General features: G+C 74.9%; 12 protein-coding genes. 7 read left to right on the forward strand and 5 right to left on the reverse strand.

The annotated features are described in order from the left end of the window. Positions 1–46: 46 nt before the first annotated feature. The 4 genes from ASD33_RS31515 to ASD33_RS31530 all read left to right on the forward strand — a co-directional run bounded on the left by ASD33_RS31515 (position 47) and on the right by ASD33_RS31530 (position 3284). On the forward strand, positions 47–916 hold the full coding sequence (locus ASD33_RS31515) for a MoxR family ATPase (RefSeq protein ID WP_056568422.1): 870 nt from the start codon (positions 47–49) through the stop codon (positions 914–916). Further along, positions 913–2322: a VWA domain-containing protein gene (locus tag ASD33_RS31520; RefSeq protein WP_242427197.1), complete on the forward strand. Its 1410-nt coding sequence runs from the start codon at positions 913–915 to the stop codon at positions 2320–2322. The genes ASD33_RS31515 and ASD33_RS31520 overlap by 4 nt, the downstream gene beginning before the upstream one ends. A gap of 116 nt (positions 2323–2438) precedes the next feature. Beyond that, complete coding sequence (locus ASD33_RS31525; protein ID WP_056568425.1) at positions 2439–2648, forward strand: DNA-binding protein; 210 nt, start codon at positions 2439–2441, stop codon at positions 2646–2648. 51 nt (positions 2649–2699) lie between these two features. Beyond that, on the forward strand, positions 2700–3284 hold the full coding sequence (locus ASD33_RS31530) for a nucleosidase (RefSeq protein ID WP_242427198.1): 585 nt from the start codon (positions 2700–2702) through the stop codon (positions 3282–3284). Positions 3285–3304: 20 nt separating this feature from the next. On the opposite strand, the gene ASD33_RS31535 is transcribed toward ASD33_RS31530, so the two are convergent. Then, complete coding sequence (locus tag ASD33_RS31535) at positions 3305–4489, reverse strand: acetylhydrolase (protein WP_056568431.1); 1185 nt, start codon at positions 4487–4489, stop codon at positions 3305–3307. A 524-nt stretch (positions 4490–5013) separates the two neighbouring features. Between ASD33_RS31535 and ASD33_RS31540 the strand changes: the two genes are divergently transcribed. Both ASD33_RS31540 and ASD33_RS31545 read left to right on the forward strand, forming a co-directional pair. Next, positions 5014–6141 (forward strand): LLM class flavin-dependent oxidoreductase, encoded by a 1128-nt coding sequence (locus ASD33_RS31540; protein ID WP_056568435.1) that lies wholly within the window; start codon positions 5014–5016, stop codon positions 6139–6141. Then, entirely contained in the window at positions 6138–7502 is a 1365-nt protein-coding gene (locus ASD33_RS31545) for an NtaA/DmoA family FMN-dependent monooxygenase (RefSeq protein ID WP_056568438.1), read from the forward strand. Before ASD33_RS31540 ends, ASD33_RS31545 begins: the two co-directional genes overlap by 4 nt. Before the next feature lie 80 nt (positions 7503–7582). On the opposite strand, the gene ASD33_RS31550 is transcribed toward ASD33_RS31545, so the two are convergent. From ASD33_RS31550 to ASD33_RS31565, 4 genes are all read right to left on the reverse strand, one after another. Next, a complete protein-coding gene (locus ASD33_RS31550) occupies positions 7583–9526 on the reverse strand; it encodes an alpha/beta fold hydrolase (RefSeq protein ID WP_199863625.1) in 1944 nt (647 codons plus the stop codon). Positions 9527–9704: 178 nt separating this feature from the next. Continuing rightward, the gene (locus tag ASD33_RS31555) at positions 9705–10844 is read right to left on the reverse strand and encodes a PP2C family protein-serine/threonine phosphatase (protein ID WP_056568442.1); all 1140 of its coding nucleotides are present in this window, start codon (positions 10842–10844) and stop codon (positions 9705–9707) included. A 1-nt stretch (position 10845) separates the two neighbouring features. Continuing rightward, the gene (locus tag ASD33_RS31560) at positions 10846–12312 is read right to left on the reverse strand and encodes an MFS transporter (protein WP_079045131.1); all 1467 of its coding nucleotides are present in this window, start codon (positions 12310–12312) and stop codon (positions 10846–10848) included. An 86-nt stretch (positions 12313–12398) separates the two neighbouring features. Further along, entirely contained in the window at positions 12399–13046 is a 648-nt protein-coding gene (locus ASD33_RS31565) for a TetR/AcrR family transcriptional regulator (RefSeq protein ID WP_079045119.1), read from the reverse strand. A 307-nt stretch (positions 13047–13353) separates the two neighbouring features. Between ASD33_RS31565 and ASD33_RS31570 the strand changes: the two genes are divergently transcribed. Continuing rightward, positions 13354–13935 carry a TMEM165/GDT1 family protein gene (locus tag ASD33_RS31570; RefSeq protein ID WP_056568446.1) on the forward strand — a complete coding sequence of 194 codons (582 nt, stop codon included), beginning with the start codon at positions 13354–13356 and terminating at the stop codon, positions 13933–13935. Positions 13936–13955 lie beyond the last annotated feature (20 nt).

The following is a 13955-nucleotide window of genomic DNA, read 5'->3' on the forward strand; positions in this document are numbered from 1 at the left end:
AAAGGCTACTGGTCAGTACGCGATTTCGCTCCCCGGGGGACAGCCCATGACGACCGGATTCTTCAGTTCCGTCGACGACGTCGCCGACAAGCTCGCGACGACCGGCTATCTGGCGTCGCCGGCCGTCGCCACCACGGTGTTCCTCGCGGACCGGCTCGGCAAGCCGCTGCTCGTCGAGGGTCCGGCCGGGGTCGGCAAGACGGAGCTCGCCAAGGCGGTCACCGAGGTGACGGGCGCCCGTCTGGTCCGGCTGCAGTGCTACGAGGGCGTCGACGAGTCCCGCGCGCTGTACGAGTGGAACCACGCCAAGCAGCTGCTGCGGATCACCGCCGGCCGCGGCGAGTCCTGGGACGAGACGCGGACGGACATCTTCGGCGAGGAGTTCCTGCTGCCCCGGCCGCTGCTCACCGCGATCCGCTCGGACGAGCCGACGGTGCTGCTCATCGACGAGACCGACAAGGCCGATGTCGAGGTGGAGGGCCTGCTCCTGGAGGTTCTGAGCGACTTCCAGATCACCGTTCCCGAGCTGGGCACGATCACCGCCACCCGGCGCCCGTTCACCGTGCTGACCTCGAACGCGAGCCGCGAGCTGTCCGAGGCCCTGCGCCGGCGCTGTCTCTTCCTGCACATCGGCTTCCCGGAGGAGGAGCTGGAGCGCCGGATCGTCGGGCTCAAGGTCCCCGGGCTCGACGCCGCGCTCGCCGCCTCCGTGGTGCGGGTCGTGGGGGCCCTGCGGGCGATGGACCTGCGGAAGGTGCCGTCGGTCTCGGAGACGATCGACTGGGCCCGTACGCTGCTCGCCCTCGGCGCGGACCGCCTGGACGAGCGGGTCGTACGGGAGACCCTGGGCGTCCTGCTGAAGCACCAGGAGGACATCGTGAAGGCGGCGGCCAAGCTCGACCTGGACACGGTGTGAACCCGGCGGACCCGCCCACTCCCCCGGCGGACGTGCCCGCGGCCTCCGCCGCCCGTCGGCTCACCGGCTTCGTCGCGGCCCTCCGCGCTCACGGGTTCGGGATCGGGACGGGCGAGACCGTGGACGCCGGACAGGCGCTCGAAGCGGTCGGCTTCACGGACCGGGAACGGGTACGGGAGGCGCTGGCGGCGACACTGCTCCACGGGGAACGTCAGCGTGCGGTGTTCGACCAGGTCTTCGACCTGTACTTCCCGCTCGGGCACACCGGGCCGACGGAGCCGTACGGGAACACCCCGGCGGACCTCGCCGCGCTCCGCGAGCGACTGGCCGAGGCCCTCGGCGCCGGGGACGGTGCCGCGCTCGACCGGCTCGCCGCCGAGGCGGTGGGCGGGTTCGGCGGCTTCGGCTCCACCCCCGGCTCGGACGGCTGGTCCTCGTACCAGACGCTCGCCCGGGTGCGCCCCGAGACGCTGCTCGCCCGCGTACGGGACCGGATCGGAGCGGTGCGCGGCGCGGCGGACCCCGAGTTCACCGAGCGGCTGCTCGACGACGAGATCCGGCGCCGCATCGAGGCCTTCCGCGAGCGGGTGCGGACCGAGGCGCGGCGCCGTGTCGCCGAGCGCCAGGGCCGCGACCGGGTCGCCCGCCGCGCGGTGGCGGGCACGGCGGACGGCGTGGACTTCCTGCTCGCCGGGCGGGCGCAGCTGGACGAGCTGCGGCGCACGGTACGGCCGCTGGCGCGGAAGCTGGCCACCCGGCTCGCCGCCCGGCGGCGCAGGGCCGCGCGCGGGGAGATCGACCTGCGGCGGACCCTGCGGGCCTCGCTGTCGACCGGGGGCGTGCCGGTGCGTCCGGTGCTCCGGCGGCGGCGTCCCCGGCGGCCCGAGCTGGTCCTGCTGTGCGACGTGTCGGGGTCGGTGGCGGGGTTCGCGCAGTTCACGATGTTGCTGGTGCAGGCCCTGCACGACCAGTTCAGCCGGGTGCGGGTGTTCGCCTTCGTCAACCGGGTGGACGAGGTGACGGGGCTGATCGCGCGCGACGCGGCGGACCCGGCGGGGCTCGGCGACCGCATCCTGGCGGAGGCCGAGCTGACCGGGTGGCACGGGCAGAGCGACTACGGGACCGCTCTCGGGGAGTTCGCCGACCGGTACGCGGAGGCGGTCGGTCCGCGCACGGTCGTCTTCGTCCTCGGGGACGCCCGCACCAACGGCTCCGATCCGAACCTCGCGGCGCTGAAGCGGATCGCGGACCGGGCCCGCAAAGTCCACTGGCTCAATCCCGAGCAGCCCTCGCTGTGGGGCACGGGTGACTCGGTGGCCCCGGCGTACGCCGGTCTGGTGGAGATGCGGCCGTGCCGCAACGCCCGCCAGCTGGGGACGCTGATCGGCCGGCTGCTGCCGGTGTGAGGTGGGGACGCCCGTGCGAGGCGGTGGCTCCGGCAGTGCGGCGCGGACGTACGCGGAAGCCACGTATCTCCCGGGGACAGCGGGCCGGGCGCCCCGGACCGTGGCACGATCGCCCCATGACCGACCAGTCCGACCGCCCCGCCACCGAGTTCCCCCGCGCGATCGGCGCGCCCGCCACCCGCGCGCTGGCCGCCGCCGGCTACACCCGTCTCGACCAGCTCGCGGGGGTGCCCGCGGCCGAGCTCGCCGCCCTGCACGGGGTGGGCCCGAAGGCGCTGCGCGTGCTCGGCGAGACGCTCGCCGAGCGGGGCCTCTCGCTGGGATGATCGCAGGTCCCGGTTGTACGGCGGGCGGGCCCGCGAACTAGCGTGACCTCCATGGAACTCTTGGGAGAGATCGCCGTCGGCCGTCCGCTGCTCGTCCTCGCCGTCAAGGAGGAGGCGCAGTACCTGGACACGGACCTGCCGGTGCTGCTGACCGGCATGGGCAAGGTGAACGCGGCGACCGCGCTCGCGACCGTCCTGGCGCGCGGCCCGCGGCCGTCCGGGATCGTGAACCTGGGGACGGCCGGGGCGCTGCGGGCGGGCTGGACCGGGACCCATGTCGTCGGCACCGTGGTGCAGCACGACCTGGACGGCGAGCTGCTCGCCACGCTGACCGGGGAGACGTACGGGGCCCCGCTGACGCTGCCGGACGGCGGCGACGTGGTGCTGGCCACCGGTGACGCGTTCATCTCGGACGAGGCCGCCCGTCTCCGGCTCGCGGAGCGGGCTCCGCTGGTCGACATGGAGGGGTATGCGCTCGCCGCCGCCGCGGGTCTTGCCGGGGTGCCGCTGCGCATCGTGAAGCACGTCAGCGACGAGGCCGGGGACGGGGCCGCGCGCAGCTGGCGCGAATCGGTCGCCGAGTGCGCGCGGGCCCTCGCCGACTGGGCGGAGGCGAACACCCCGTACCGCTCCTGAGCGGCGCCGCCTCCGACCGGTCAGCGGTGCTGGAAGTGGACCTCCGGGTTCGCCGGTGCCGGGCCGTCGAGGACCGGGCGCGGGAGTCCGCGCAGGTGCTGGTCGAAGAAGGCGGCGACGTACGTCCGGGTGACGGCGACGGCCCGGTCGGTGGGCAGGGGGGACTGCGGCAGGCCGAAGTGCCGCTGGATCACGGGCCCGTCGGAGAAGGTGAAGTGCTCGGATCCGGCCACCGTGATCCAGCGCTTCCACCCGTCGAGCGCGGACCAGGTCCGGTCCCAGGAGGTGTCGGTCCCGCCGGGCAGGTGCATGGCGTCATGGGTGCCGAGCATCATGAACGGGCGGCCGCGCAGGCCCTCCGCCGGCAGGTCCTCCCAGAAGGACCCGTCCATGTTGACGCCGGCGTCGATGCGCGGATCGGCCACCATCGCGGTGGCCGCGCTCGTCCCGCCGATGGAGTGTCCCGCCATGCCGATGCGACGGGCGTCGATCATGTCCGCGAACCGCCGGACCGGGCGGGGCCCGGTGAGCCGGTCGAGGACGTACCGCATGTCGGCGGCGCGGGTGGAGGTGACGACGCTGCCGTGCACCCCGCCCTCGTCGAGGGCCGTGCAGGCGACGCAGGTGAGGGTACGGCCGCCGGGCAGGCTGATCCCGGACGACTCGTAGGCGTGGTCGACGGAGGCGACGACGTAGCCGCGCGAGGCGAGGTCCTCGGCGAGGGTGGTGAGCGTCCAGCGGGAGACGCCGAAGCCCGGCGAGAGAAGGACGAGGGGGTGGCGGCCCGGCGCGGGGCGTACGTCGGTCCTGCTGTGGGTGCGCGTCCGGGCGAGCACGTCGCCGGAGACGCCGCCGTCGAGCTGTTCGGCGAGCAGTCGTGCCTCCTCCCCGGTGGCGTACGGGGCGGGGCGTCCACCGCCGGAGCGGGCGGCCGGGTAGTGGAGGGTGACCATCAGCGCCCGTCCGTCGGCCGTGGGCACCCAGGGGTCGGTGCGCGATCGGTCGACCAGGGGCAGGACCGCGCTGCCGACGGCGTACGGGCCCGTGGGCGCCGGAAGCGTGGCGGCCCGCGCCGCCGCGGGCGCGGTACTCGTGGGGGCCGGGGCACGGGGCGGCCCTTCGGGGGCCGCCGTGGCGGCAGCGGCGGGTAAGGCGAGGGAACAGGTGAGGAGGGCGGTCAGCGCCGCCCGGGTGAGTCGGGACATGGGTGGCACGCTATGCGCCGAGGACGCGCCCGCACGTCCACCCACGGGTCCACCTCTGGTCAGCCCCTGGTCGGACACGGCTCCGGTTCCGTACCCCCTGAGTTCCGACCGTCGAACCGCCGGTCGCGGCCCCGACTCCCCTCCCCCGGCGCCCTCCTGACGCACCGGAGCGCACGGGGCGCGGGGCGCGGGGCGCGGGACGACCTTGACAGTCCCGAACGCCGCCTGCCTAAGGTGAGGAGTCGCCGTCCGTACCCGGACGGGACCGAGGCCGGGGGGAGGCGCACGTGCTCGCAGCGCGCACGGCTCCGTACGCCCCCGTCCGGGCGGGCGCGTGCCTCGTCTGCCGTCGGCACGTCGACTTCTGCCGTACCTCTTCGGCCATCTGTCCTTCCGTCCGCGCCTGACCCCGCCCCGCGAGGGTCCGCGCGTTCCCCGACGTCCCGCCGCCCGGCCCCGGGCCGGCGCGCCTACGCGCGCCTCCGGGTCCGGTGCGCGCTCCTGACTTCCGGAAGGACTTCCCCATGCCCCGCCCCGCCCTGCGCCTGGCCGTCGAGATCGACGGCGACGGCGCCCATCCGGCCGCGTGGCGCCGTGCCGCGCACTCCCCCGGCGAGCTGCTGACCCCGCGTCGGCTCGCCCGGGTCGCGGCCGTCGCCGAGAACGCCGGATTCACCCTGGTCACCCTGGACGACTCGATCCTGCCGCCGGGTTCGGGACCCGATCCGGTGGGGCGGATCGGGTCGGTGGAGCGGGCCGCGTTCGTGGCCGCGTCCACCAGCGTCCTCGGCGTCGCGCCGGTCGTGGCGACCACCTACGCCGAGCCGTTCCACGTCTCCTCGCAGCTCGCCTCGCTCGACCACGTGTCGGCGGGGCGGGCGGGCTGGGTGGTGGGGATCGAGGACGATCCCGCCGCCGCCCGCGCCTGGGGAAGGCCCCTGGTCGAGGGGGCCGGAGCGCTCGCCCGCGAGGCCCGTGACGGGCTCCGGGTCGTACGGGATCTGTGGGACTCGTGGGAGGACGACGCGGTGATCCGGTCGGTGGCCACCAGCCGCTATCTCGACCGGTCGCGGCTCCACGCCGTCGACTTCACGGGCGACACGTACACGGTGCGGGGCCCTTCGATCGTGCCGCGCCCGCCGCAGGGCAGGCCCGCAGTGCTCGCCCGTCCCGGTCCCGTCCCGGCCGGGCTGATCGATGTGGCGCTCGTCGGTGGTGCGGACGCCGTCGCGGCGGGCGAAGCCGCCGAGGCCGCCAGGTCCGCCGGCACCCCGCTCGCCTTCGCCGAGATCGAGGTGGCCCTGGACGCCCCGGAGGGGACGGCCCGGGAGCGGATCGCCGACCTGGAGCGACACGCCCCCTGGACCGCCCGGCCCGACCGCCTGCGGTACTCGGGCCCGGCCGAGGGGCTGGTGTCCCTGCTCGCGGAGCTGGCCGAGCGGGGTGTCGACGGCGTACGGCTCCGTCCGCTGGTCCTCGACGAGGACCTGGCGGTGCTGTCCCGGCTCGTCCTGCCGGAGCTGTTCGTCCGCCGGGTCGCCGCCCGGCCGCTGCCGGGCACCACCCTGCGCACCTCCCTGGGCCTCGCCCGGCCCGTCAGCCGCTTCACGTCCGAGGGCACCGCCGCGCCCGTCCGGGAGGAGACCCGATGACCCGCACCGATCCCACCGACGTGCCCCGCCCGGATGCCCGGCTGCATCTCGGGGTCTTCTTCCAGGGCGTCAACCACTGGACGATCTGGTCCGATCCGTCGAGCGGTTCGCAGATCGACCCGGCGTCGTTCCTGAGGGTGGCGCGCACCGCCGAGCGCGGCCTCTTCGACGCCTTCTTCCTCGGGGACGGTCTGCGGCTGCGCGAGTCGGAGGGCGGTGTCCACGAGCTCGACGTGGCCGGCCGGCCGGACTCGATCACCCAGTTGTCGGCGCTCGCCGCCGTGACCGAGCGGATCGGTCTCGTCTCCACCTCCAACACCACGTACAACGAGCCCGGCGACCTCGCCCGGCGCCTCGCCGGGCTCGATCTGCTGTCCGGCGGCCGGGCCGGCTGGAACGTGGTCACCACCCACAACGCCTGGACCGGGGAGAACTTCCGGCGCGGCGGATTCCTCGCCCACGCCGACCGCTACCGGCGGGCCGAGGAGTTCCTGTCCGTGGCACGCGCCGTGTGGAACGGCTGGGCGGAGGGCGCGGTCGCCGGTTCGGCCGAGGCCCGTTCCTGGTCGGTGCCGGAGGCGGTGGGACGCGTACGGTCGCGGGGCGCCCAGTTCGACGTCGACCTGGCACCGACTTTGCCGCGCAGCGCCCAGGGGCATCCGGTGATCTTCCAGGCCGGTGACTCCGGGGAGGGCCGGGAGTTCGCCGCCCGCAACGCGGACGTGGTCTTCTCCGCGCACGGTACGGACTTCGGCGAGGCGCTGGCCTTCGCCGAGGACGTCCGGGGGCGGCTGCGGGCGGCGGGCCGGGCCGAGGACGCGCTGCGCATCCTGCCGGGGACCGAGATCGTCATCGGGGCGACCCCTAAGGAGGCCGAGGAGAAGGCGCGTTGGGTACGCCTCTCGCAGGTCACTCCGGCGGTGGCGCTCGGGATCGCGAGCCGGCTGTGGGGCATCGACCTGGCGGGGCGGGACGCCGACGGACCGCTGCCCGCCGAGGAACCGGTGGTCGCCCGGGACACGGGGACGTTCGGCACCCGCTGGGTGGACGACCCCCGGGCGGTGGTGGCCGAGTGGCGGGCGCGCGCGGAGGCCAACGGCTGGTCGTTGCGCGAGACGGTCATCGAGCTGGGGCCGCAGCGGGGCCACGTGGGCACGCCGGGCGGGCTCGCGGAGAAGTTCGCGCGGTTCGTCCGGCACGGCGCCGTCGACGGCTTCAACATCTCGCCGTACCTGGTGCCGGACGGGCTCGACGACATCGTCGACCTGCTCGTGCCGGAGCTCCAGGAGCGGGGCGTGTACCGGACCGCGTACACGGGCACCACGCTGCGGGAGCATCTGGGGCTCGCCCCGGTGGTGTGACGCGGCGGCGGAGGGGTACGCGGGCCCACGCGCCCGCGTACCCCTCCGCCGGCCGGTCTCCCGCTCCCGGCTTCCGGAGGTCAGCCGAGGGGCAGTTCCAGGTACGACGGTTCGCTCTCCGGGGAGCCCACGACGGTCTGCGTCCAGGTGACGGAGGCGTCGCCGTACAGCGGGTCCTTGCTGTCGACGACCAGCATCAGCCGGTGGCCGGAGGGGATGTCGTAGGCGGCGGCCTGGAGTCGCCAGGTGACCGTGGTGTCCCGCTCGGGCGTCAGACCGTGGACGTTGAGCGGTTCGTGGCAGATGATCCGGGCCGTGTCGTCCTCCGCGACGTCCAGGAGGTGGGCGTAGAGGCTGGCGGAGCTCGCGGTGGAGCGGACCGTGAGGCGCAGGCGCGGGATGCCCCGGACGCGGCGGCCGGCCGTCTCCTCCCCGCCGGAGGGGAGCAGCGGTTCGGTGGTCCACGCGAGCGCGTGCCTGCGGTCGATCTTGCGGGTGTCGTAGATCTTGGGGTTTCCCGCCCACTCAGCCTGGCCGGTCTTCAGGAGGGCGTCCATGGCGGTGGCCTCGGTGTCCACCCCCGCGAGGAACGCGCGCCGCCAGCCGGTGCCCTCGCCCACGGGCACGCCCCCGCCGGCGGAGAGGAGGCGGCCGTCGGCGCCGCCCGCGCCGTCGCCGGTGAGTCCGAGGACCTCGGTGGCGGTGGTGACCTCGCTCCAGTCGGGGCGGGTCTCGCGGCGGGCGGGCGTGACGATCCGGTTCTCGCCGTTCCCCGCCTCCGGGACCGGTTCCGTCGTGTACGTGAACATCACCTGGTTGCAGACCTCCGGCCAGTCCGGCACTCCGTTGGGCTCGCCCTTGAGGTGGTGGTCGAGCCAGGCGTACGCCTCCGCCATCGGGAGGTCGCTCTCCCCGGGCACGGCGGGCGGGCCGATGAGTGCGGGGCCCTCCGGGGCGGCGTGGTCGCCGATCCACATGTTGAGCCGTTTGGGCACCTCCAGGCCGTTGAAGGTCTCCAGGACCTGGTTGACCGGGAAGAGGCTCTCGTGCCAGGTGTGGGAGAAGAAGGTCGGCGTGCCCTTGTCGTTGGTCAGGTCGAGGTACGACTCGGGGGCTCGCAGCCGGCCCCATGCGACGACGCCCTCCAGGTTCCGGTCGGCCTGGAAGTCGGCGAGGATCCGCTGGTTCGCCTCGTCGAACGTGGACTCCACCGGCCCGCCGGTGAGGGCGAGGAGGGCCTTGACCGCGGCGAGGTGGCGGGTGTCGTGGTCGTACAGGCTGGTCGCCAGGTTGCCCCAGGTGCTGAGGGCGACGACGGCGGCGACCCGGTCGTCGTGGGCGGCGACGAGCTGGCTGATGCCGGAGCCGTAGGACTCGCCCATGAAGCCGATGGTGCCCGGGGCGAAGTGGTCGACGGCGAAGTCGATGACGGCGGAGCCGTCGGCCCAGTCGTGGGGTCCCGCGACGTCGACGAAGCCGGTGGAGGTGGACGGCAGGCCGGGGATGCCGAGGCCGCGGGGCGTGTAGGCGAGGACGTGGTAGCCCTTGCGGGCGAGGACGAGGTACGACCAGAGGAACAGCGGCCAGCCGAACGGGGTCCAGCCGGCCGGGACGACGACGAGCGGGTGCGGTCCGGGACCGCGCTGCCGGAGGCTGAAGGCGGAGAGCCGGACGTCCTCGTCCGCGCCCTCGATGCGGTGGTACGCGGGCACCGCGAGGCCGCGTACCTCCTCGACGTACGCGGCGAGGTCGGCGGGGAGCAGGTCCCCGGCGCCGCGGGTTCCCTCGCCCTCGGTTCGCTCGCTTCCGGGTCCTTCGTCGCCGTCCCGGGTCGGGCCGCCGAGGAGCGCGTTGGCAAGGGTCTGGCCGAGACGGACGGCACCGGGGTCCACGGTTCCGTCGGCCGCCCAGAGGCCGCGTCCGGTGATCCGGGAGGTCTCGGCGGCGGTCAGCCCCGCCCTGATGTCCGGGAAGCCGGGGAAGTGTTCGGACGAGCCGGTGGTGAAGGGGTAGTCCTGGGGCACGTGCACCCGTTCCTCTCGCCTTGACTGGTGACCGTCCGCGGCGCGAACGAAGGCAAGCCTCACCTATGGGGAACGGAGCGACCAGAGCGTGCGAACGGCGCACGTGTCGCGCGACCGGGCGCGAACGACACCACACGCCCCTGACCCGATGTTTGGGGGCGCCGCCGACGGGCCGAGGTCATCCGGTTCGCGACGAGACGGAGCCGACCGTGGTGCGCTCGGGCGGATACACCACGATCAGGGCGGCGATGTCGTCGTCGAGTCCGCCGGTGCCGTAGCGGGCGAGGTCCTTGTGGAGGATGTCCGGCAGGTTCCGGGCCGGTTCCCGGGCCCACCCGCGCAGCCGCGGTTCGAGCGGGTAGAAGGTGCCGGCCCGGTCGCGGGTCTCGCTGACGCCGTCGGTGTAGAGCAGCAGCCGGTCGCCGGGACCGAACGGCACCTCCTCGACGCGGTGCCGGGAGTCGGCGAGCCCGGCGAGGTTCACGGGCAGCGAGGGATCGGCGAACTCCACGGCGTCGACCTGCGAGCCGCGCTGGACCAGGGGCGCCGGGTGGCCGCAGCTGAGCAGCCGCGCGATGTCCTCGCCGTCGGGGAGCTCCACGAGGACGACGGTGGCGAAGCGTTCGGCGGCGTCGGAGTCGGGGTCCCAGGCCCCGTAGCGGGCGAGGCCCTCGTCGAGCCGGTCCGCGAGGACCGCCAGGTCGGGGGCGTCGTTGACGGCGGCGCGGAAGGAGCCGAGGAGGACGGAGGCGGTCTCCACCGCGCCGAGTCCCTTGCCCTGGACGTCGCCGAGCATGATCCGGACCGCGCCGGGGACCCGTACGGCCTCGTAGAAGTCGCCGCCGATCCGCGCCTTCGCGGCGGCCGCCACGTACAGCAGGTACAGGTCGTAGCGGGCGAGGTGCGCGGGGAGCGGGCGCAGGACGACCCGCTGCACCACCTCGGCGACGGCGGTGAGCTCCCGCAGGTCCTGTTCGTAGCGGGTCCGGACGCGGCTGACCCAGGCCGCCGCGACGGTGACGGCGGCGAGCACGACCTCGCTGGCGACGAGTTCGGGGACGAGCCCTTCGCCGCGGATGACGCCGAGCAGCAGGCGGGCGCCCATGGCGAGCAGACCGATGCCGATCGTCCCGCGCACGCTCCAGGTGACGGCGGCGAGCGCGGGGGCGGCGACGAGGAGGCGGTCGAAGCGCTCCCGGTCGGGGGTGGCCACGTCCGCGAGGAACGTCAGGACCAGGACCAGGAAGGGCAGCGCGCGACCCAGGTTGAACTGGGTGCGCGTCGCTGTGCCGGGTCGGCCCCGGTGACCTGCGGGCATTTCATGATCGTACGCACGGTCGACGCCGGGTCCCCGGTGCGGCGCTGCCCGGGCGTGTCCGCCTCCGCGCCGGCCCCCCTCCCGACGGCGGCTTCCCCGCGGGGCTCGCGGCCTCGGCGGGGAGCGCGAGGGCCGCGGGGAGGGCGAGTCCGGCGAGCACGGCCAGGACCGGCAGGGCCACACCCCCGGCCGGGACGAATCCGCCCTGCGGGACGAGGGCGACGAGCAGCGTCGCGACGGCGACACCGAGCGCCGGGCCGATGTTCATCGCGGTCTGCTGGAGGCCGCCGGCGACTCCGGCGTGGGCCTCGGGCGCGCGGTGCACGACGACCGAGGTCGCGATGACCATCAGCGTGACGAACCCGGCGCCGAGCAGCGCGGCGGCGGCGCCCACCGGCACCGGTCCGGCCGTGGCGTCGAGCCGGGCGAGCCCGAGCACCCCGAGCGTGAGCAGTGCCGCGCCCGCGGCGGCCGTGCGCCGGGGGCCGAACCGCCGCTGGAGCGGTGGGCAGAGCGGCGCTCCGAGCACCATCAGGGCGGCGAGCGGCAGCATGCGGAGCGCACAGCCGAGGGGGTCGAGCCGCTGGACGTGCTGGAGGAAGTACGTCACGACGAACAGCGAGCCGAAGAGGGCCGCCGAGGCGGCGAGGAGGGCGGCGAGGCCCGCGAGGACGGGCACGCTCCGGAGCAGCGCCGGGGGCAGCAGGGGGTGTGCGACCCGGCGTTCGTGCCGGGCGAGGGCGGTCCCGGCGGTCAGGGCCCCGGCGCAGGCGAGCGCCCCGGTCCCCGCGCCGCCGGGCCCGGCCGTCTCCACGAGCCCGTGGACCAGCAGCCCGAGCGTGACGGCGAGGAGCACCGCGCCGACGGGGTCGAGGGCGGCGGGACCCGCCTCGCGGGACCGGCCCGGTCCCGTGGGCCGTTCCCGGGTGACGAGGGCGAGCACGCCGATGGCCAGGGTCGGCGGGACGCCGAGCAGGAAGACCGAGCGCCAGCCGTACGCGGAGACCAGGGCGCCGCCGATCAGCGGGCCGGCCGCGGCGGCGAGTCCGATGGCGGCGGTGCGGACGGCGATCGGGGTGCCGAGCCGCTCCGGCGGGTAGGCGGTCCGCAGCATGCCGAGGGTCGCGGGCTGGAGGAGCGCCCCGAACACTCCCTGGAGCACACGCAGGGCGATCACCGTGCCGATGCCGGGGGCGAGCGCGATGCCGGTGGAGGCGGCGGCGAAGCCGAGGGCGCCGAGGGCGAAGACCCGGCGGTGTCCGTAGCGGTCGCCGAGCCGGCCGGCGAGGACGAGAAGGCTCGCGACGGCCACGAGGTAGCCGGTGCTGGTCCACTGGACCCGGCCGACGTCGGCGCCCAGGTCGTCCTGGAGGACGGGCTGGGCGACGGTGAGGACGGTGCCGTCGAGGGCGACGACGGCCGCGCCGACGACGCTGCACGCGAGGACGGGGGCGCGGCGCCCGGTCACGGCGGCAGCGTCACGGGCCCCGGTCACGGCGGCGGCGTCACGGGCCCCGGTCACGGCGGCGGCGTCGGCTCCGCCGGGATCATCTGTCACGGCGTCGGCTCCGCCGGGCCGAGGTGGGCGTCGAGGATCGCCGCGAGGAACGGGGCGGGGTCGTCCTCGCCGGTCGCGAGCCGGAGGCTGCCCCAGTGCCGGAGCTGGGCGATCCCGTGCAGGTTGGCCCAGAGGGCGCCGGCGAGGACGGCGGGGTCGCCGCCGGGGCGGACCCGGGCGAGGAGTCCGGTGAGGTGCGCGAAGAGCGGCAGACTCGTCCCGCGCAGCCCGAGGCGGCCGCTCTCCAGGAGGTCGTGCCGGAACATCAGCTCGTACATGCCGGTCCGGGCCGCGGCGAAGTCGAGGTACGTACGGGCGAGGAGCGCGATCCGTTCGCGCGGGGCGGCGGTCTCCCGGTCCTCGGCGGCGACGCGCGCGCTCAGTTCGGCGAAACCCTGGCGGGCGATGGCCGACAGGAGGTCGAGATGGGTCGGGAAGTGGCGGCGGGGGGCGCCGTGGGAGACACCGGCCCGGCGGGTGATCTCGCGCAGTGAGAGGGCCTGGGCGCCTTCGGCGTTGACCAGCTCGACGCCGACACGGACGAGCCGCCCGCGCAGACCGTCGTCCGCCGCGTCACCGCCCCCGGCCTGCCCGTCGCCGCCGTCGCCCCCACGGGCCTGATGATCTTCCGTCTCGTCATGCATGGACACTGTCTACCAACAGCGAGTAGACAGTGTCTACCCACTCTCGCGCGCCGGTCGGTTACACTCGGGGACAGCGAAGGGGAGTAGCCCCGCAAACCGGTCGTCGACATACTGGAACCCCCGGGTTCCCGGTGACCGGGTCCGCGTACAGCACGTACGACGCGGACGGGCGAGACCTTCGGCCAGGCAACAACCGCGTCCGCGTTTCCGTGGGCGTGGTCCGTCATGCCGGGCCGAGTGGTCCTCCCGTCGCCCATCGAGGTGTCGCGCCGAGTCCACCGGCCCGGACCGAGCAGAGAGCCCCGGTATGCACCTCGACCCCTTGGCGATCCTCACCGCCTTCGGGCTGATCTTCCTCGCCGAGCTTCCCGACAAGACGATGTTCGCGTCCCTCGCCATGGGCACGCGCATGCGTCCTCTCTACGTCTGGTTCGGCACCTCGACCGCCTTCCTCGCGCACGTCGCCATCGCCGTGGGCGCCGGCAGCCTGCTCGGGCTGCTCCCGGGCTGGTCGGTGAAGCTGGTCTCGGCCCTGTTGTTCGGCTTCGGCGCGTTCATGCTGCTGCGCGGCGGGGGCGACGACGAGGCCGACGAGGGCGGCAGGACCGTCACCGGCTTCCTGCCCGTCTTCTCCACCGCCTTCATGGCCGTCTTCATCAGCGAGTGGGGTGACCTCACCCAGATCACCACCGCCAACCTCGCCGCCACGAACGGCACCTGGTCGACGGCGATCGGCTCCCTCGCCGCCCTCATGAGCGTCTCCGCGCTGGCCCTGGTCGCGGGCCGGTTCATCGCCAAGCGCGTACCGCTCAAGACCGTGCAGCGCATCGGCGGCGTCTGCATGGCCGGTCTGGCGATCTGGTCCCTGACCGAGGTCTTCACCGGCTGACGCCCGGCATCCGCATGAAC

The sequence above is a fragment of the Streptomyces sp. Root1304 genome, from assembly GCF_001426405.1.
Taxonomy (GTDB): domain Bacteria; phylum Actinomycetota; class Actinomycetes; order Streptomycetales; family Streptomycetaceae; genus Streptomyces.